This window comes from Nostocoides japonicum T1-X7, from assembly GCF_001046855.1.
GTDB lineage: Bacteria > Actinomycetota > Actinomycetes > Actinomycetales > Dermatophilaceae > Nostocoides > Nostocoides japonicum.
On sequence record NZ_HF570958.1, the window covers coordinates 3,447,928 to 3,465,224 of the forward strand.

The 17,297-nt window shown below is 72.7% G+C and carries 14 protein-coding genes and 2 pseudogenes; 6 read left to right on the forward strand and 10 right to left on the reverse strand.

Annotation, left to right across the window (positions count from 1 at the left end; all coding sequences use genetic code 11):
* On the reverse strand, window positions 1-1,003 hold a 1,003-nt coding region (locus BN12_RS15595; protein WP_053080052.1), incomplete at its 3' end, for a YihY/virulence factor BrkB family protein.
* Between the two features lie 122 nt (window positions 1,004-1,125).
* The gene (locus BN12_RS15600; RefSeq protein WP_048553892.1) at window positions 1,126-1,992 is read right to left on the reverse strand and encodes a polyphosphate kinase 2 family protein; all 867 of its coding nucleotides are present in this window, start codon (window positions 1,990-1,992) and stop codon (window positions 1,126-1,128) included.
* A gap of 38 nt (window positions 1,993-2,030) precedes the next feature.
* Between BN12_RS15600 and BN12_RS15605 the strand changes: the two genes are divergently transcribed.
* Complete coding sequence (locus BN12_RS15605) at window positions 2,031-2,756, forward strand: dihydrofolate reductase family protein (RefSeq protein ID WP_048553897.1); 726 nt, start codon at window positions 2,031-2,033, stop codon at window positions 2,754-2,756.
* Here BN12_RS15605 and BN12_RS15610 read toward each other — a convergent pair.
* On the reverse strand, window positions 2,725-3,918 hold the full coding sequence (locus BN12_RS15610; protein ID WP_048553899.1) for an alpha/beta hydrolase family protein: 1,194 nt from the start codon (window positions 3,916-3,918) through the stop codon (window positions 2,725-2,727). The two genes, BN12_RS15605 and BN12_RS15610, sit on opposite strands and share 32 nt — an antisense overlap.
* A 6-nt stretch (window positions 3,919-3,924) precedes the next feature.
* The gene (locus BN12_RS23895; protein WP_083454689.1) at window positions 3,925-6,093 is read right to left on the reverse strand and encodes an ATP-dependent DNA ligase; all 2,169 of its coding nucleotides are present in this window, start codon (window positions 6,091-6,093) and stop codon (window positions 3,925-3,927) included.
* A 303-nt stretch (window positions 6,094-6,396) separates the two neighbouring features.
* Between BN12_RS23895 and msrB the strand changes: the two genes are divergently transcribed.
* On the forward strand, window positions 6,397-6,894 hold the full coding sequence (gene msrB, locus BN12_RS15620) for a peptide-methionine (R)-S-oxide reductase MsrB (RefSeq protein ID WP_083454690.1): 498 nt from the start codon (window positions 6,397-6,399) through the stop codon (window positions 6,892-6,894).
* Window positions 6,895-6,937: 43 nt separating this feature from the next.
* On the opposite strand, the gene BN12_RS15625 is transcribed toward msrB, so the two are convergent.
* The 6 genes and pseudogenes from BN12_RS15625 to hemE all read right to left on the reverse strand — a co-directional run bounded on the left by BN12_RS15625 (window position 6,938) and on the right by hemE (window position 11,685).
* Window positions 6,938-7,708 (reverse strand): hypothetical protein, encoded by a 771-nt coding sequence (locus tag BN12_RS15625; protein ID WP_235432425.1) that lies wholly within the window; start codon window positions 7,706-7,708, stop codon window positions 6,938-6,940.
* 36 nt (window positions 7,709-7,744) lie between these two features.
* Window positions 7,745-7,882: pseudogene (locus BN12_RS26725) on the reverse strand (type IV toxin-antitoxin system AbiEi family antitoxin domain-containing protein); the annotation flags it as partial.
* Window positions 7,883-8,241: 359 nt separating this feature from the next.
* Window positions 8,242-8,970 carry a hydrogen peroxide-dependent heme synthase gene (hemQ, locus tag BN12_RS15630; RefSeq protein WP_048553904.1) on the reverse strand — a complete coding sequence of 243 codons (729 nt, stop codon included), beginning with the start codon at window positions 8,968-8,970 and terminating at the stop codon, window positions 8,242-8,244.
* Window positions 8,971-9,042: 72 nt separating this feature from the next.
* The gene (gene hemG, locus BN12_RS26215) at window positions 9,043-10,053 is read right to left on the reverse strand and encodes a protoporphyrinogen oxidase (RefSeq protein WP_407667823.1); all 1,011 of its coding nucleotides are present in this window, start codon (window positions 10,051-10,053) and stop codon (window positions 9,043-9,045) included.
* A 77-nt stretch (window positions 10,054-10,130) separates the two neighbouring features.
* Window positions 10,131-10,541 (reverse strand): annotated as a pseudogene (locus tag BN12_RS26730) (FAD-dependent oxidoreductase); the annotation flags it as partial.
* A 67-nt stretch (window positions 10,542-10,608) separates the two neighbouring features.
* The gene (gene hemE, locus BN12_RS15645; RefSeq protein WP_048553911.1) at window positions 10,609-11,685 is read right to left on the reverse strand and encodes a uroporphyrinogen decarboxylase; all 1,077 of its coding nucleotides are present in this window, start codon (window positions 11,683-11,685) and stop codon (window positions 10,609-10,611) included.
* Between the two features lie 171 nt (window positions 11,686-11,856).
* On the opposite strand from hemE, the gene BN12_RS15650 reads away from it, so the two are divergent.
* The 4 genes from BN12_RS15650 (at window position 11,857) to BN12_RS15665 (ending at window position 17,149) form a co-directional block, all read left to right on the forward strand.
* The gene (locus BN12_RS15650) at window positions 11,857-12,387 is read left to right on the forward strand and encodes a DUF3000 domain-containing protein (RefSeq protein ID WP_048556475.1); all 531 of its coding nucleotides are present in this window, start codon (window positions 11,857-11,859) and stop codon (window positions 12,385-12,387) included.
* On the forward strand, window positions 12,388-13,668 hold the full coding sequence (locus BN12_RS15655; protein ID WP_083454691.1) for an HRDC domain-containing protein: 1,281 nt from the start codon (window positions 12,388-12,390) through the stop codon (window positions 13,666-13,668).
* 123 nt (window positions 13,669-13,791) lie between these two features.
* Entirely contained in the window at window positions 13,792-15,006 is a 1,215-nt protein-coding gene (locus BN12_RS15660) for a thiolase family protein (RefSeq protein ID WP_048553913.1), read from the forward strand.
* Between the two features lie 4 nt (window positions 15,007-15,010).
* On the forward strand, window positions 15,011-17,149 hold the full coding sequence (locus tag BN12_RS15665) for a 3-hydroxyacyl-CoA dehydrogenase NAD-binding domain-containing protein (RefSeq protein ID WP_048553914.1): 2,139 nt from the start codon (window positions 15,011-15,013) through the stop codon (window positions 17,147-17,149).
* The last annotated feature ends 148 nt before the right edge of the window (window positions 17,150-17,297 follow it).

The following is a 17,297-nucleotide window of genomic DNA, read 5'->3' on the forward strand; positions in this document are numbered from 1 at the left end:
CCCCCGAGCCGCTGGAGCCCTCGACCGCGGAGGCCACCACCGGCTGCCCGGGGCGGCGCAGCATACCGAGCACCGACCCGACGGCGCGCCGCGCCGACGCGCGCATGCCCTGGGAACCGCGCTGGGGCCAGATCTCGCGGATCGCCGCGTTGAGCGCCGCCCCGATGAGGACGGCGATGGCGAGGAAGTAGAGCCAGATGAGGACGACGATGGGGGCCGCGAGCGGTCCGTAGATCGACATGCCGCCGTTGAGGGAGGCCGCGACGGTGCCGCGGACGATGAACGACGCGATGACCCAGATGATGAGGGTGAGGGCGGACCCCGGCAGGTCCCGCAGCCACGCGGTCCGTCGAGGCGTCGCGATGTAGTAGAGCGTCGCGAGGCCGCCGACGACGAGGATCGTGACGACCGGCCAGTAGAGGTAGGTGAGGAAGGACACCCGGTCGGGGAGGATCTCGGTGAGCCACGTCGGGCCGATGAGGACGAGCGGGATGGCGATCGCCCCGACGACGAGGGCGAGGACGTAGAGGCTCAGGCTCAGGGCCCGGGCGTGGATCATGTTCCGCACCCCCGACTGCCCGTACATGATCGAGATGGTGTCGACGAAGACGTTGAGCACGCGCGAGCCCGACCACAGGGACAGCAGGAAGCCGAGGGAGATGAGGTCGGGCCGGCCGCGCTTGAGGACGTCGGAGACGGTCGGCACGAGGACCTGGGCGACCGTCTCGCTCGTGAGGAACTGCGAGGCGAACCGCTGGATCGCGTCGCTGACGTTCTCGACGGTCTGCGGCCCGAGCCACTGGCCGACGTACCCGAGCCCACCGAACATCCCGAGGATGAGCGGAGGCAGCGACAGCAGCGCGAAGTAGCCCGCCTCCGACGCGAGGCCCGTCACGCGGTACCGCAGACAGATCCGGATCGTCTCGACGGTCAGCCGGGCCAGGGCATGGAGGCCGGGAACCCGGGCCAGGACGGCGCGGGCACGGGTTCGGGCCTCGGTCACAGGCTCCACGGTATCCGTCGGCGGGCCACGGGGCCGGGACCTCGGGACCCGCCCCGGCCCGCCCCCCGAGCCTGCCCAAGCGCCCGGCCCGCGGGCAGGGACCTCAGCCGGTATGCCGGTCCTCAGCTCTCCGCGAGCCGGCGCCGCTGCTCCTCGACGTCGAACGACACGGCGGGCCACTGGGGCGCCATGCCCTCCAACGCCGCGAGGACGAGCTGGGTGACGGCGAGCCTCGCATACCACTTGCGGTCCGCGGGGACGACGAACCACGGGACGAGGTCGGTCGAGCACCTGTCGATCGCCGCCTGGTAGGCCTCCATGTACGCCGGCCAGTGCAGCCGCTCGTCGATGTCGGCCGGGTTGAACTTCCAGTGCTTGTCCGGGCGATCCAGTCGCTCGCCGAGCCGCGCCTTCTGCTCGTCGGGGGAGATGTGGAGCATGACCTTGACGACCGGCGTCCCGGACTCGACGACGCGCTTCTCGAAGGCGTTGATCTGCCCGTAGCGCCGGGACCACGTGGCGCGCGGCACGAGGTCGTGGACGCGGACGATGAGGACGTCCTCGTAGTGCGACCGGTCGAAGACGCCGATGAGGCCCGGTGCTGGCAGCGCGTTGCGGATCCGCCAGAGGAACGGATGCTTGCGCTCCTGCGGGCTCGGCGCCTTGAACGACGTGAGATGGATGCCCTGGGGGTCCATCGCGCCGACGACGTGCCGCATGATGCCGCCCTTGCCCGAGGTGTCCATGCCCTGGACGACGAGCAGGAGCGAGCGGTCGGCGCCCTCCTTGGCTTCGGCATACAGCCGCTCCTGGAGGTCGGCGATCCGGGCGGCGAGCGGGCCGAGCAGGCTCTGCCCCGCCGCCTTGCCGCCCTCGAAGGCGGGCGTCGACCGCGTGTCGACGGCTCGCAGGTCGAAGCCGGGTGCGGCCCGCAGGGCCTCGGTGAAGGTGAGCGGCGCAGGGGTCGACTTCTTCGTCTTCTTGGCCATTGGCGCATCCTCGCACGCCGGATGCGAGGATCGCCGGTATGCGGATCCTCGCCGGCGGCGACGCCCCCACCTCTCCCGTCGTCGACGACGCGGCCGTCGAGCGGCTCTACGCCTGGCCGGGAGGCGGTGGAGTGCGCGTCAACTTCGTCTCCACCGTCGACGGCGCGGCGACCGGCGCCGACGGTCTCAGCGGGTCCATCAACAACGCCGCGGACGGCCGCGCCTTCGCCGCCCAGCGCCGGCTGTGTGATGCGGTCGTCGTCGGAGCCGGAACGGCGGCGACCGAGGGGTACCACCCGCTCCCCCGCCTGCGCAGCGGCCGGCGGCGCCTCCTCGTCGTCGTCTCCGCGACGGGCCGGGTGCCGGAGCCCCTCCGCGGCCCGAGTCCCGACGAGGAGCCCGTCGTCCTCCTCACCCGTGGATCTGCCGACGCGGCGCGGCTCGCCGAGGCGGCGGAGACCCTCGGAGAGGACCGGGTCTGGGTCCACGGGGAGCGGGAGGTCGATCTCGCTGCCGGCCTGGAACGCTTGCGGGACAATGGGTTCGGCAAGGTGCTCTGCGAGGGTGGACCGTCGCTCCTCGGCTCGATGCTCGCGGCCGACCTCGTCGACGAGCTCGCGCTCACCTACGTTCCCACCCTCGTCGGCGGCGATCTCAAGCGCATCGTCAACGCCGGGCCGCTCCACGACCGGCTGCTCCTCAAGCACCTTCTCGAGGAGGACGGGACGCTCCTCACCCTGTGGACGGTGCGCCGCTCGGCCTGATCGAGCCGACGAAGTCGGAGACCTCCCGCTCCCAGCGCTCCGGTGCCGTGTTCCACTCCTTCGCGTGCCGGGCCACCGACCACGCAGGGAAGGTCACGAGGTCGGGGCGCGCCCGTGCGAGAGCCTGCGAGGGTCCGACCGGCACGAACTCGTCGTCGACGGAATGGATGACGAGCATGGGCAGACGCAGCTCGTCGGCGCGGGTGACCCAGTCGGTCTGGGCGACGTCGATGGCCTCGTGGACGCCGACGAGCCGCCGGCCCCAGCGGTTGCCCATCATGACCCGGGACAGGTCCCCGACCGGCCGGGGCAGGTGCCTCATCCGGGCGTGGTGGGCCAGCACGTCGGCCCAGTCGAACACCGGCGCATCGAGGACGACGCAGCGCACGAGGCCGGAGAGTCCCGACCTGGCGAGGACCTGCATGACGATCGCTCCCCCCATCGACCACCCCCCGAGGACGAGCGACTCCGCGCCCTGGGTCACGGCATACGCGATGGCGCTCTCGACGTCCCGCCACTCGGACAGGCCGAGGTTGTAGCGGCCGTCGGGACCGCCCGGGCCGCCCTCGTCGTTGCGGTAGGAGGGGATGAGCACGGTGATCCCTCTGTCGCGCAACGGCTTCACGCCGCGCAGGCACTCCTGGCGGCGGGCGCCGCGGCCATGGACGAGGACGGCCCACTCTCCCGTCGCCTCGACCTCGGGACGGATGAGCCAGGCCGCCATCGGACCGAGCTCGGTGAGGATGTCCACCTGCTCGTAGGCCACGCCGAGCGAGCCGCGGGGGTCGAGGCCGTAGTAGTAGCCGTTCCACCGTGCCGGACCGGGGGCGAGCGTGCCGAGGTCGACGCCGTGCAGCGCGCGAGTCACCGTCCGCGCCTCCTCGTCGGTCGCGAGGATGTCGCCGACCCGGGCGTGGCCCTCGCCCCTCTGGAGCCAGAGGCCGTAGCGGCCCGGGACGACCGACTGGACGAAGGCGCCGAGGGTGACTGTGTCCGGCCCGACCGCGACGACGAGGGTGTCGTCGGGACGGTCGCGGTCGGGGGTGAGGACGCGGCGCGCGAAGTACCCGGCGGTGCCCGCCGCTCCGAGGCCGCCCGCCGTCACGACGCCGCCGACGGCCGCGGCGGTGCCGACCGCCACGCGGTGCCGGGTCGAGGTCATGAGCGATCAGCCCTCCGATGAGTCCGTGCCGTCGGAGGGGGCCAGGACGTCGGCGAGGTCGTAGGACACGGGCTCCTCGAGCTGGGCGAAGGTGCACGACCGAGGTTCGCGGTCCGGCCGCCACCGGACGAACTGCGCCGTGTGCCGGAACCGCGTCCCCTCCATGTGGTCGTAGCGCACCTCGACGACCCGCTCCGGGCGCAGCGGCGTGAAGGAGAGGTCCTTGCCGACGTTCCACCGGCTGTAGGCGCCGCTCGTCGGCGTCCGCGTCTGCTGCTCGGCCTCCGCCCACGCCCAGGGATGACCGTCGAAGGTCGTGACGAGCGGTTGGAGCTCCTCGAAGAGCTCCTTGCGCCGCGCCATCGGGAACGCGCCGATGACCCCGACGCTGTGCAGCTGCCCGTCGTCGGTGTACAGCCCGAGCAGGAGGGAGCCGATCGCGTCGTCGCCGGACTTGTGGGTCCGGTAGCCCGCGACGACGCAGTCCGCCGTGCGCTCGTGCTTGATCTTCCACATGACCCGCTTGTCCTGCTGGTAGGTGCCGTCGACCGGCTTGGCGACGACCCCGTCGAGGCCGGCCCCCTCGAACTGCTCGAACCAGCGCCGCGCGACGTCGCGGTCCCGCGTCGCGGGCGTGAGGTGGATCGGCGGACGCACGCCGGCGAGGGCCCGCTCCAGCGCGGCGCGTCGCTCGGCGAACGGCCGCCCCGTGTAGTCTTCGTCGCCCAGCGCGAGGAGGTCGAAGGCGACGAACGACGCGGGCGTCTCGGCGGCCAGCTTCCTCACCCGGCTCGCCGCGGGATGGAGCCGCAGCTGGAGCAGCTCGAAGTCGAGGCGCGGCTCGTCGGGCCGGACGAGGACGATCTCGCCGTCGACGACGCAGCGTTCGGGGAGGTTCTCCTTGATCGCCTCGACGAGCTCGGGGAAGTAGCGCGTCATCGGCCGCTCGTTGCGCGAGCCGATCTCGACCTCGTCGCCGGAGCGGAAGACGATGGAGCGGAAGCCGTCCCACTTCGGCTCGAAGATGACGTCGGCCTTTGGGAAGTCCTTGACCGCCTTGGCGAGCATCGGCGAGATGGGCGGCGGGACCGGCAGGTTCCACGCGGCGTCGCGCTCGGCCTTGGGCGGCAGGTAGTCCTCGTCGCTCTTGTCCGAGCGCCGCTTGCTCGGCTGGACCCGGGGCGGCTCGCCGGGCATCTTCGGATAGTCGGGCGGGAAGTTCAGCTCGCCGAGACCCCGCTCGACGTCCTTGTCCCACAAGGTGATCGCGCCGTCGACGTCCCCGACGTGCTCGTCGATGTCGGCCCACGCGTCGCCGCGGTCCCGGACGATCTCGGGCACGGTGAGCACCGTGAACTCCTCCGACGTGGCCTCCCGCAGCTCGGCCCACGTGACGGGGAACGACACCGGCGCCCCGGGGATCGGCCGCGGGCTGTAGGCCGAGGCGATCGTCCGGTCGCGGCAGGCCTGGTTGAAGTCGACGAAGACCCGCTCGCCCCGCTCCTCCTTCCACCACGCCGTCGTCACGAGGTCGGGCAGCCGCCGCTCGAGCTCCCGCGCGATGCTGATGACGCCGTGCCGCACGTCGAGGAACTCCCGCGTCGGCGCGATCCGCGCGAAGACGTGGACGCCCCGGTTGCCGGACGTCTTGGCATACGGCGTGAGCCCGATCCCCTCCATGACCTCCTTGAGGGCGTATGCCGCCTCGACCGCGTCCGCGAACGTCCGCCCGGGCTGCGGGTCGAGGTCGATGCGCAGCTCGTCGGGATCGTCGGTGTCCTCGGCGCGGCACGGCCAGGGATGGAAGGTGATGGTGTTCATCTGGACCGCCCAGACGGCCGTCCCGATCTCGTCGACGACGAGCTGGGTGTGCCGACGGCCGCTCGGGTAGCGGCACATGACGGTGCGGACCCAGGCGGGCGCCCCCTTGGGCGGGTTCTTGGAGTAGAACGCCTCGCCCTCGATGCCCTCGGGGAACCGTTGGAGAGTCACCGGGCGGTCGCCGATGTGCCGCAGGAGGGGTTCGCCGACGGCGACGACGTAGGCCGCGAGGTCGCCCTTGGTGATGGCCGGCCCGGCCTCCGTCCTCGGCCACAGCACCCGGTCCGGGCTCGACACCCGGACCGCCCGCTCGCCGTCGGGTCCGGGCACCTCGAGGGTCAGGTCGTCCGCCACCCTCGTCAGGCTAACGGTCCCGCCCGACGTCCGTGCCCCTCTCGCTCACCCAACCCGACCCGACCCCAGCCCCTGGCGCTCTGGCACCCGATCGGGGCCTGTGCACCACCCCGACACGTCCGCCCCTGGCGCTCTGGCACCCGATCGGGGCCTGTGCACCACCCGACACGTCCGCCCCCTGGCGCTCTGGCACCCGATCGGGGCCTGTGCGCCACCGCGAGGCACGGCGCGGCATACGGAGGGAGCATGGCGGAACACCGTGGTCGGATCCGGCGTTGAGACGATCGCGGTCCCTCTCCACGGATGCACCCGACCGGAGCGCGGAGGCCGACCGCGAGAGAGGATGTCCCCGTGACGAACCCGACCGACAACGCCCCCTTCGTCCTCGACCCGAAGACCCTCAGCGACACCGACTGGCGCCAGCGGCTCAGCGCCGCCGAGTACCAGGTCCTGCGCCAGGGCGGCACCGAGCGCGCCTTCACCGGGAAGTACACCGACACCGAGACCGAAGGCGTCTACACCTGCCGAGCCTGCGGTGCCGAGCTGTTCACCTCCAACGAGAAGTTCCACAGCCACTGTGGCTGGCCGTCCTTCTACGCCCCGCTGGCCGGCGACCGGGTCCGCTACATAGAGGACAACAGCTTCGGTATGCGACGCGTCGAGGTCCGGTGCGCCGCCTGCGACGGCCATCTGGGTCACGTCTTCGAGGGCGAGGGCTACGACACGCCGACGGACCAGCGCTACTGCATCAACAGCATCAGCCTCACCCTCCGCCCCGCCGACAGCACCCCGGAGGCCTGAGCCCTCGCCCACGCCTTGTCGGGTCACCCCGAAACACTGAGCCTCACCCTGCCTTGGTGGTCGGGTGAGGCTCGGTGTTCCGAGGCGAGGCGGCCCCGATCTCGCGCAGCAGGCGAGCCATGAGGATCTTCGGACGGTCCAGGTGACTCCAGACCACCCGCTCGACCCGGTAGTCCTGCCGACGGATCCGGTCCTCCCGCTTCTTCTCCCTCCACAGCACCTCCGGATCGGCTCCGCCATACTTGACCTTGCCGTCGAACTCGATGAGTTGGTTGGTCCCGTCGACCCCCAGATCCGCCCGCGCGATGATCCGGCCGTTCTCGAGGACGGGGACTTGGGGCGTGACAGCCACTCCGTTGGTCACCAGCAGGATCCGAAGTCGCGACTCGCCGACGGACTCCGAGCGGCCGTCCATCAGCGTGACCAGGGCCTGTGCACGCCCGGCGAACGGTCTGGTCGCCAACCTGTCCACGATCTGTGCGATCTGTTGCGCGTCCACCACCCGGTCATGCATCAGCCGGTCCGCCGTGACGACCGCCGCCGTCGGTCCGTGGTCGAGCGCAACCTGAACCACGCACGCCGCCAACGCGGCGTCCCGATCCGCGGTGTCCGGCCTGGTGAGCGCATCGGATGGTCGGATGCGACATAGCTGGGTGAGGACCTCGTGCGACAGACCGTCGCGGACGAGATCGACCCGGTCCAGGTCGAGTCCCCACACCGGATGACCGTGGATGACAGCCAGTGAGCCACCACACGGCCTCGCGTCCGGATACAGCAGAAGCGCCGCTCGGACCTTCATCGCGTGGACGGCCACGACGTCGTCCGGCACGGTGTCGGCCATGGCATACACACCCCGCGCCACACCGAATATCACACCCCCGGCACGCAGCCGAGCCAGCGCGAAGTCCTTGATCCCCGATCGGGCCGCCTGAGCGGTCGTGAACAGGCCGCCCTGGGCTGCGGCAAGATCGCCGAGTGTGCTCTCCATGCGTGGGCAGCCTGCCTGACGAACCGGAATCCCACGAGGGCCGGACGGGTGCTGTGGAAAGGTCGCGCCTCCTGCACGCCCCTGTGGACGGGGCCGCTTTGGACCGCCTGCTCAGCACCAACGCCGAGCCCTGGGGGCGCTGCGCTCGCTTTATCGGGCGACCCGATAAAGCGGCGGGGCACGTCTTGTCGGGTCACCCCGGAACACTGAGCCTCACCCGGCAACGCTTGTCGGGTGAGGCTCAGTCTTCTGGGGTCACCCGATAAAGCGAGTCGGGGGAGGTGGAAAGCGAGTCGGGGGAGGTGGAAAGCGAGCCGGTCCGCGGTCGGGGCCGACGTCAGCCGCGGTCGGGGCCGACGTCAGCGGAGGGCGGCCACGAGGTCGGCGACGGCGACGCGGGGGCCGGTGAAGAAGGGGATCTCCTCGCGGACGTGGAGCCGAGCCCTCGACGCCCGCAGCTCACGCATGAGGTCGACGATCCGGTGCAGCTCGTCGGCCTCGAAGGCGAGCACCCACTCGTAGTCGCCGAGCGCGAACGCGGCGATCGTGTTGGCGCGCACGTCCGGGTACTCGCGCGCCATCTGCCCGTGCTCGCGGAGCAGGTCGCGCCGCTCGGCGTCGTCGAGCACGTACCAGTCGTAGGAGCGGACGAACGGGTACACGCACAGGTAGTCGCGAGGGTGCTCGTCGGCGAGGAACGCCGGGACGTGGCTCTTGTTGAACTCCGCCGGCCGGTGCAGCGCCGCGACCGACCAGACGGGTTCGAGGTGCTCGCCGAGCCGGGTCTGCAGAAAGGTCTTGTAGGCGGCCTGCAACGCCTCGATCGTCTCGGCGTGCCACCAGATCATCAGATCGGCGTCGGCGCGGAGCCCGGCCACGTCGTACGTGCCCCGGATGACGACGCCCTGGCTGTCGAGCACCTCGAAGAGGCCCTCGACCTCCGCCGTCAGCGCCTCGCGGTCGACGTCTCCCAGCGGGGTGGACACCGCGAAGACCGACCACATCGCATACCGGATGGACGCGTTGATCTCGCGCATCCGGGCGGGGCTCGGCTTCGCAGGCGCGGGGCGGGCGGGCTGGTCGCTCATCGGGTCCTTCTCCTCATCGGGCGGTCTGGGCAACATGGTCGAGGGTCGCCGGCAGCGGATCCGGACGACGGCTCATCGGGCGGCCTGGGTCAGGTGGTCGAGGGTCGCGGCGGCGGCGGCGCGGCCGGTGCGGACGACGGCGGGTATGCCGACGCCCTCGTACGTCGCGCCGGCCACCTCCACGCCGGGGAGGCGCGCGACGGACGCGCGGACGACGTCGATGCGGTCGGCGTGCCCGACGGCATACTGCGGCAGCGCACCGCCCCACCGCTGGACGTGGCGGTCGAGGATCGGGGGCAGGGGCCGGCCAATGGCCCGACCGATCTCCGCGACGGCGACCTCGACGAGCTCGGCGTCCGGGCGTTGGAGCACCGCGGCCTCCCCCGCGCGCCCGATGGAGGCCCGCAGGTATGCCGTGCCGCGGCCGGCCGCCTCGAGCCACCCCCACTTGGTGGAGGAGAACGTCGAGGCCTTGATCGTCCACCCCTCGACGGGCGGCACGAGGAACCCGGAGCCGGGCAGCTCGCCGAGCGCGGCAGCGTCGACGGCGAGCGTCACGATCGCCATCGAGGCGGTCTCCACACCGGCGAGCGCCTCCGCGGCGTCGCGTGCGTGCGGCCGGAGGAGACGGGCCGTCGGCGCCGTCGGGAGCGCGAGGACGACGGAGTCGGCGACGATCTCCTCGACCGCGATCGTCGGGCCGACGAGGACGACCCAGCGCCCGTCGTCACCGCGGCGCAGCTCGCGGGCGATGGTGCCGGTCCGGATCGTGACCCCGCGCGCCCGGAGGAGGTCGGCGAGCGCTCGAGGCAGGGAGCCGACCCCTCCTCGTACCCCGACGAATGCGCTTCCCGCAGTGGTCCGCCCCCCAGGGGTCCGCCCCCCAGTGGTCCGCCCCCCAGGGGTCCGGCCCACAAGAGCCCGGTCCACAGAGGCCCGGTCCGCGGAGGTCCCACCGGTGGAGGTCCGGTCGGCCGCCAGGGTCGCCCGACCCGCGGCACGGGCCCGGACCGCCGCCTCCAGGAGACTCCCGCCGGACTCGACGACCGGCCACAGCTGCGGGGTCGCCGACCGGAGCGACAGCCGGCGGGCGTTCCCGGCGCGTACACCCCCCCGAGCAGCGGCTCGACGAGCCGGTCGACGACGGCGTCCCCGAGGCGAGCGGCGACGTACTCCCCCACCGCGACGTCCCTCGCGCCGGCGGGCACGGCATACGGCCGCTCGCCGGCGAGCCGCGCGACCTCGGCGTCGTCGAGGATCCCGGCGGCCGCATCCGGGTCGCCCGGGATGCCCATGACCGTGCCCGAGGGCAGGGGGTGCAGGGCCCCGCGGGACCAGACGAACGAGGAGGTCGTCGACGGTGTCGTGAGGAGGTCCGCGAGCCCGACCTGCGTCACGAGGTCGACGAGCTCCGGCCGCACCGCGAGGACCGACTCGGCACCGACGTCGACGGGGAGCCCGGCGACGGTCGCCTGCCGCAGCTTGCCGCCGACGGCGTCCGAGGCATCGAGGAGGACGACGTCGAGGCCCGGCTCGGCGCTCAGGTCGTATGCCGCGGCGAGACCGGCCATCCCGCCGCCGACGACGACAACCCGCGCACCCACGCGATCCACTGTGTCAGGCAACGAGTCCGATTCCTCACGCGGGGTGCTCGGTCAGCCGGTGGACGAGCTCGGTCACCCGGGTGAGGACGGCGGGGTCCGTCGCGGGGAGGACTCCGTGCCCGAGGTTGAACACGTGCCCCCTCGCGGCGCGCCCCTCGGCGAGGATCCGTGCCACCTCCGCCTCGATGACGTCCCACGGCGCGAAGAGGAGGGCCGGGTCGAGGTTGCCCTGCACGGCATACGACGGCCCGAGCCGCGCGGCGGCGTCGGCGAGGGAGACCCGGAAGTCCACGCCGACGACGTCCGCGCCGGCGGCTCCCATGTCGGTGAGCAGCTCGCCCGTGCCGACGCCGAAGTGGATGCGAGGTATGCCGAGGTCGGCCACCGCGGAGAGCGCCGCGGCCGAGTGGGGCTGGACGAACGCACGGTAGTCGGCCCGCGACAGGGCGCCGGCCCACGAGTCGAACAGCTGGACCGCGGAGGCGCCGGCCTCCGCCTGGATCCTCAGGAAGGTGCCGGAGACCTGGGCGAGACGGGCGCACAGGTCGTGCCACAGCTCGGGGTCGCCGTGCATGAGCGCCTTGGTGTGCTCGTGGTGCCGGCTCGGTCCGCCCTCGACGAGGTAGCTCGCGAGGGTGAACGGCGCCCCGGCGAACCCGATGAGCGGCGTCCCGCCGAGCCCGGCGACCAGACGTCGTGTCGACTCCGCGACGTCCTCGACCGCGTCGGGGGCGAGCGCGGGCAGGCGGTCGAGGTCCGCGCGGGTCCGGAACGGCTGGGCGACGACGGGCCCCGTCCCCGGGACGATGTCGAGGTCGACACCGACGGCCGCGAGCGGGACGACGATGTCGGAGAAGAAGATCGCCGCGTCGACGCCGTGCCGGCGGACGGGCTGGAGGGTGATCTCGACGACGAGGTCGGGGGTGCGGCATGCCTCGAGCATCGGCACGCCGTCACGCACCTCGAGGTACTCGGGCAGGGACCGTCCCGCCTGACGCATGAACCACACCGGCGTGTGCGGCACCGCCAGCCCGCGCGCCGCGCGGACGAGGGGGCTGTCGGCGGGGTCCCCCGCGTCGGGGGTGGCCGCGTCGGCGGTGAGCGTCGTCATCCACGGGATCCTACGGAAGGCGGCCAAATGCCTGGCCCTCGCCTCGTGACCGGCAGACCCCGTCGACGGGTCCGGCGTGTGGTCCTGCCCTTTCCGCGGCTCCTCGCCTACCCTGCAGGCGTGGGCAGTCGGGGCAGCATCGGCCAGTCGTCCCTGGAGTTCCAGGAGGCGATGCGGGACCTGCATGCCGCCCGCCTGCGTCCCGAGGTCCGCGTCACCGAGGTGCCCGCTCCCCAGCGGATCGCACCGTATGCCGTCGCCCTGACGGCCGAGGTCGTCACCTCCGGCGCCGAGGAGGAGCTCGCCTCGGGCCGTTTCGTCCTCCTCCACGACCCGTCCTGTCCCGAGCCATGGGCGGGCGAGTGGCGGGCGGTGACCTTCGCGCGCGCCGAGCTCGAGCCCGAGGTCGCGACCGACCCGCTCCTCGGTGACGTCGGCTGGTCCTGGCTCGTCGACGCCCTCGACCACCACGACGTCGGGTACACCGCCGAGGCGGGCACCGTCACCCGCGTCGTCTCGCAGAGCTATGCCGGGCTCGCCGACCGTGCCCCGACGGTCGAGATGGAGGTCCGCGCGTCGTGGACCCCCATCGGACCGAGCATGGGGGCCCATCTCGTCGCCTGGTCCGACCTGCTGTGCACCATCGCCGGCCTGCCCCCGCTGCCCGACGGGGTCATCGCCCTGCCCGGACAGCGGCGCTGAATGGGCCCCGAGGAGCAGCCGGCCCCTGCCCAGCCGCAGCCTGAACCGGCCCCCGCCCCTCACGAACCGGCCCCCGCCCCTCACGAACCGGCCCCGGCGCCGCTGCTCCTGCGCGAGCCGGCGGACGGCATACCTCCCGTCACCGGCACCGAGCGGGGCCTCGACGCCGCCGCCCGGGCCGTCGCCGCCGGAGAGGGACCGGTGGCCATCGACGCCGAGCGGGCCTCGGGGTACCGGTACGGCCAGCGGGCCTACCTCGTCCAGGTGCGCCGCGACGGGGCCGGCACCTGGCTCATCGACCCGATGGGCGTCCCCGACCTCGGGCCGCTCGGTGAGGCCATCGGCGCCGCCGAGTGGATCCTCCACGCGGCGACCCAGGACCTCCCGTGTCTCGCCGAGGTCGGCCTGCGTCCGGTCCAGCTCTTCGACACCGAGCTCGCGGCCCGGCTGCTCGGCCTCGGGCGCGTCGGCCTCGCCGCCGTCGTCGAGCACTACCTCGGGCTCTCCCTCGCCAAGGAGCATTCGGCCGTCGACTGGTCGACCCGCCCGTTGCCCGAACCGTGGCTGCGGTACGCCGCCCTCGACGTCGAGGTACTCGGCGAGCTGCGCAACCTCATGGGCGTCGACCTCGCCGCCCAGGGCAAGGACGAGTGGGCCCGGCAGGAGTTCGACGCGCTGACCCGGTGGGCGCCGGTCGAGCGGGTCGATCCGTGGCGACGCCTCTCCGGCATCACGAAGCTGTCCTCCCGGCGGGACCTCGCCGTGGCCCGGGAGCTGTGGTACGAGCGAGACGCCATCGCCCAGGAGCGCGACATCTCCCCCGGCCGGATCATTCCCGACGCGTTCCTCCTCGAGATCGACAAGGCGCATCCGCGGACGCCGGCCGACCTGCCGGGCGGCAACCGGGCTGTCGCGCGGTATGCGAGGCGCTGGCTGGCGGCCGTCGCCCGGGGGAACGCCGTCCCCGAGGGTGAGCTCCCGCCGCGGGCGCTGCGCACCGGAGGTCCACCGCCCGTGCGGGCCTGGGCCGACAAGGACCCCGCCGCCGCCGCTCGCCTCGCCGCGACCCGAGCGGCGCTCCAGGACTTCTCCGTCGCGCACACCGTGCCCATCGAGAACATCTGCTCCCCCGACCCGCTGCGCCGTGTCGTGTGGAGCCCACCTCCGGTGCCCGACGTCGACTCCTTCGCCGCGGCTCTCGCCGCCGAGGGCTGCCGGGCGTGGCAGTGCGAGATCGTCGCGCCGCTGCTCGTCGCCGCCTTCGCCGACCACCCGTCGTAGATACCGGGGCGGTCGCGTTCGGCAGGCCGAGCGTGAGGACGGTCACGGCCCTCAGGCGGCCGGGCCGCCACCTACCCGCGGGTAACATAGCGGTAGGCACCCACCCGCGACGAAGGAGTCCCGTTGTCCCGCACCCTCCAGGAGGTCGTCTTCGTCGACGGCGTCCGCACGCCCTTCGGCAAGGCCGGCGAGAAGGGCATGTATGCCCAGACCCGCGCCGACGACCTCGTCATCCGCTGCATCCGCGAGCTCCTCCACCGCAACCCCCAGCTGCCGCCCGAGCGCGTCGAGGAGGTCGCCCTCGCCGCGACGACCCAGATCGGCGACCAGGGCCTGACCCTCGGCCGGATGGCCTCCCTCCTCGCCGGCCTGCCGACCTCGACGCCCGGGTTCTCCATCGACCGGATGTGCGCGGGCGCGATGACCGCCGTGACGTCGACGGCGACCGGCATCGCCTTCGGCTCCTACGACGTCGCCATCGCCGGCGGTGTCGAGCACATGGGGCACCATCCGATGGGCGAGGGCGTCGACCCGAACCCGCGCATCGTCGCCGAGCGCCTCGTCGACGAGTCGGCCCTCGTCATGGGCAGGACGGCCGAGAACCTCCACGACCGGTTCCCCGCCATCACGCGGGAGCGGTGCGACGCGTATGCCGTCGCGAGCCAGGAGAAGCTGGCCAAGGCATACGCGAACGACCTCATCCAGCCCGACCTCGCCCCGATGGCGACCCGGAGCGTCGAGCGGGGCTGGGGCCTGGCCGTCGAGGACGAGCCGCCCCGACCGGGGACGACGATGGAGGACCTCGCCGCCCTCAAGACGCCGTTCCGACCGCACGGGCACGTGACGGCCGGCAACGCGGCCGGCCTCAACGACGGCGCCACCGCCTGCCTCCTCGCCTCGCAGGCTGCCGCGGAGGAGCTCGGTCTCCCCGTCAAGATGCGCCTCGTGTCGTTCGGATTCGTCGGTGTGGAGCCGGAGTTCATGGGCGTCGGGCCGGTCCCGGCGACGGAGAAGGCGCTCGCCAAGGCCGGTCTGACGATCGAGGACATCGGGCTATTCGAGCTCAACGAGGCGTTCGCCGTCCAGGTCCTCGCCTTCCTCGACCACTTCGGCATCGCCGACGACGACCCCCGCGTCAACGAGTACGGCGGAGCCATCGCGACGGGCCACCCCCTCGCGTCCTCGGGCGTCCGGCTCATGACGCAGCTGGCCCGCCAGTTCGAGCGCCACCCCGAGGTGCGCTACGGCCTCACCGCGATGTGCATCGGCATGGGCATGGGCGGCTGCGTCATCTGGGAGAACCCCCACCACCCGAACACCGAGAAGAGCGAGGCCTGAGCCCATGACGACCACCGCCGAAGCACCGACGGCCGCAGCCTCCACGTCGCTCGACGAGGTCGTGACCCACGCGCTCGTCCGCGACATCCGGCTGCCGGATGGCGCGGGGACGCTCGCCCTCGTCACCCTCGACAACGGACGCGACCACACGCGCCCCAACACCTTCGGTCCGCAGTCGATCGCCGAGCTGACCGCCGCGGTCGACCGGCTCCGCACCCGGGCCGTGGCCGGCGAGATCGTCGCCGTGGCCGTCACCGGCAAGCCGTTCGTCTTCGCCGTCGGCGCCGACCTGTCCGGCATCCCCCACGTGACCGAGCGCGAGCAGGCCGTCGAGGTCGCCCGGGCGGGGCATGCGGCCTTCGCGGCCGTCTCCGACCTCCCGGTGCCGACGTTCGCGTTCGTCAACGGCGCGGTCATGGGCGGGGGACTCGAGCTCGCCCTGTCGTGCGACTTCCGCACCATCTCCGCCGGCGTCCCCGCGCTCGCCTTCCCCGAGGTGTTCCTCGGGCTCGTCCCCGGTTGGGGCGGCTGCTACCTCCTCCCCCGGCTCATCGGCCCGGCGGCGGCATACGGCCTCATCGTCGACAACGCCCTGTCGAACAACACGATGCTGGGCGGCCCGAAGGCCTTCCGGCTCGGCATCGCCGACGCGATGTTCGCGCCTGTCGACTTCCTCGAGGCGTCCATCGCCTGGGCCGCGCGCGTCGTGAGCGGTGCGGTGACCGTCGAGCGCGCCGACCACACGGCGGACGCCGAGGCGTGGGCGGCGGCGACGAAGGCCGCGACCCGGACGGCGAACCTCAAGACGGCCGGGACATCGCCCGCCGCCTACCGGGCCATCGCGCTCGTCGACGCCGCGCGGACGGCGACCCGCGAGGAGGCGTATGCCGCGGAGGACGAGGCGCTCGGCGACCTCATCATGGGCGACGAGCTGCGGGCCGGCCTCTACGCCTTCGACCTGGTGAACAAGCGGGCCAAGCGGCCCGCCGGCGCTCCGCCCAAGGAGCTCGCCCGACCGGTGACGAAGGTCGGCGTCGTCGGGGCCGGGCTCATGGCGAGCCAGCTCGCGCTCCTGTTCGCCCGCCGCCTCGGGGTACCCGTCGTGATGACCGACCTCGACGAGGCGCGTGTCGCCAAGGGCGTGGCCTACGTCCGCTCGGAGGTCGACGCGCTCCTGGAGAAGCGTCGGATCAGCCCGGACCAGGCGCGGTTCCTCACGGGCCTGGTCACCGGGTCGACGAGCAAGGACGGCTTCGCGGACGCCGAGCTCGTCATCGAGGCAGTGTTCGAGGAGCTGTCGGTCAAGAAGCAGGTGTGGGCCGAGGTCGAGGCCGTCGTGTCGGACACCTGCGTCCTCGCGAGCAACACCTCCTCGCTGTCGATCACCTCGATGGCTGCCGACCTCGCCCATCCTGAGCGGGTCGTCGGGCTGCACTTCTTCAACCCGGTCGCCGTCATGCCGCTCCTCGAGGTCATCGCGGGCGAGAGGACCGACGAGGCCACTCTCGCAACGGCTTTCGCCGTCGGCCGGACGCTGCGGAAGACGACGATCCGGGTGAAGGACTCCGCATCGTTCGTCGTCAACCGGCTCCTCGGCCGGTTCATGGGCGAGTTCGGCCGGATCGTCGAGGAGGGCACGCCCCTCGAGGTCGCGGACGCCGCCGTCGCGGGCCTCGCCCCGATGCCGCCGTTCGTCCTCCTCGGGCTCGTGGGGCCGGCCATCGCGCTGCACAACAGCGAGACACTCCACGCGGCCTTCGGCGACCGCTTCTTCGTGTCGGAGAACCTCCGCCGGATCGTCGCCGCCGGCAAGCCCGGCTACTACGTCATGGACGGTGGCCGCCCAGCGCTCGACCCCGAGGTCGCGGCCCTGCTCGTCGGGCCGGAGCAGCCGGTCATCCTCAAGGCGCCCGAGGTCCGCCGCCGGGTCCTCGAGGCGCTCGCCGACGAGGCCCACCGGATGCTCGAGGAGGGTGTCGTCGCCGCCCCGATGGACATCGACCTCGCGATGATCACCGGGGCCGGCTTCCAGTTCTGGAACGGCGGCATCACCCCGCTCCTCGACCGCGAGGGTGCGTCGGAGGCGGCCTTCGGCGGCCGGTTCCTCCCGGTCGGCGTCGCGAGCGTGCCGTCGACCCCCTGACCCCCGACCCCCCGCACGTGCCGAGTTGTTGTCGTCCCGACGCTCGATCGACGACATCTTCTCGGCACGTGCGACACCCGTCCGCGCACGTGCCGAGTTGTTGTCGTCCCGACGCTCGATCGACGACATCTTCTCGGCACGTGCGGGA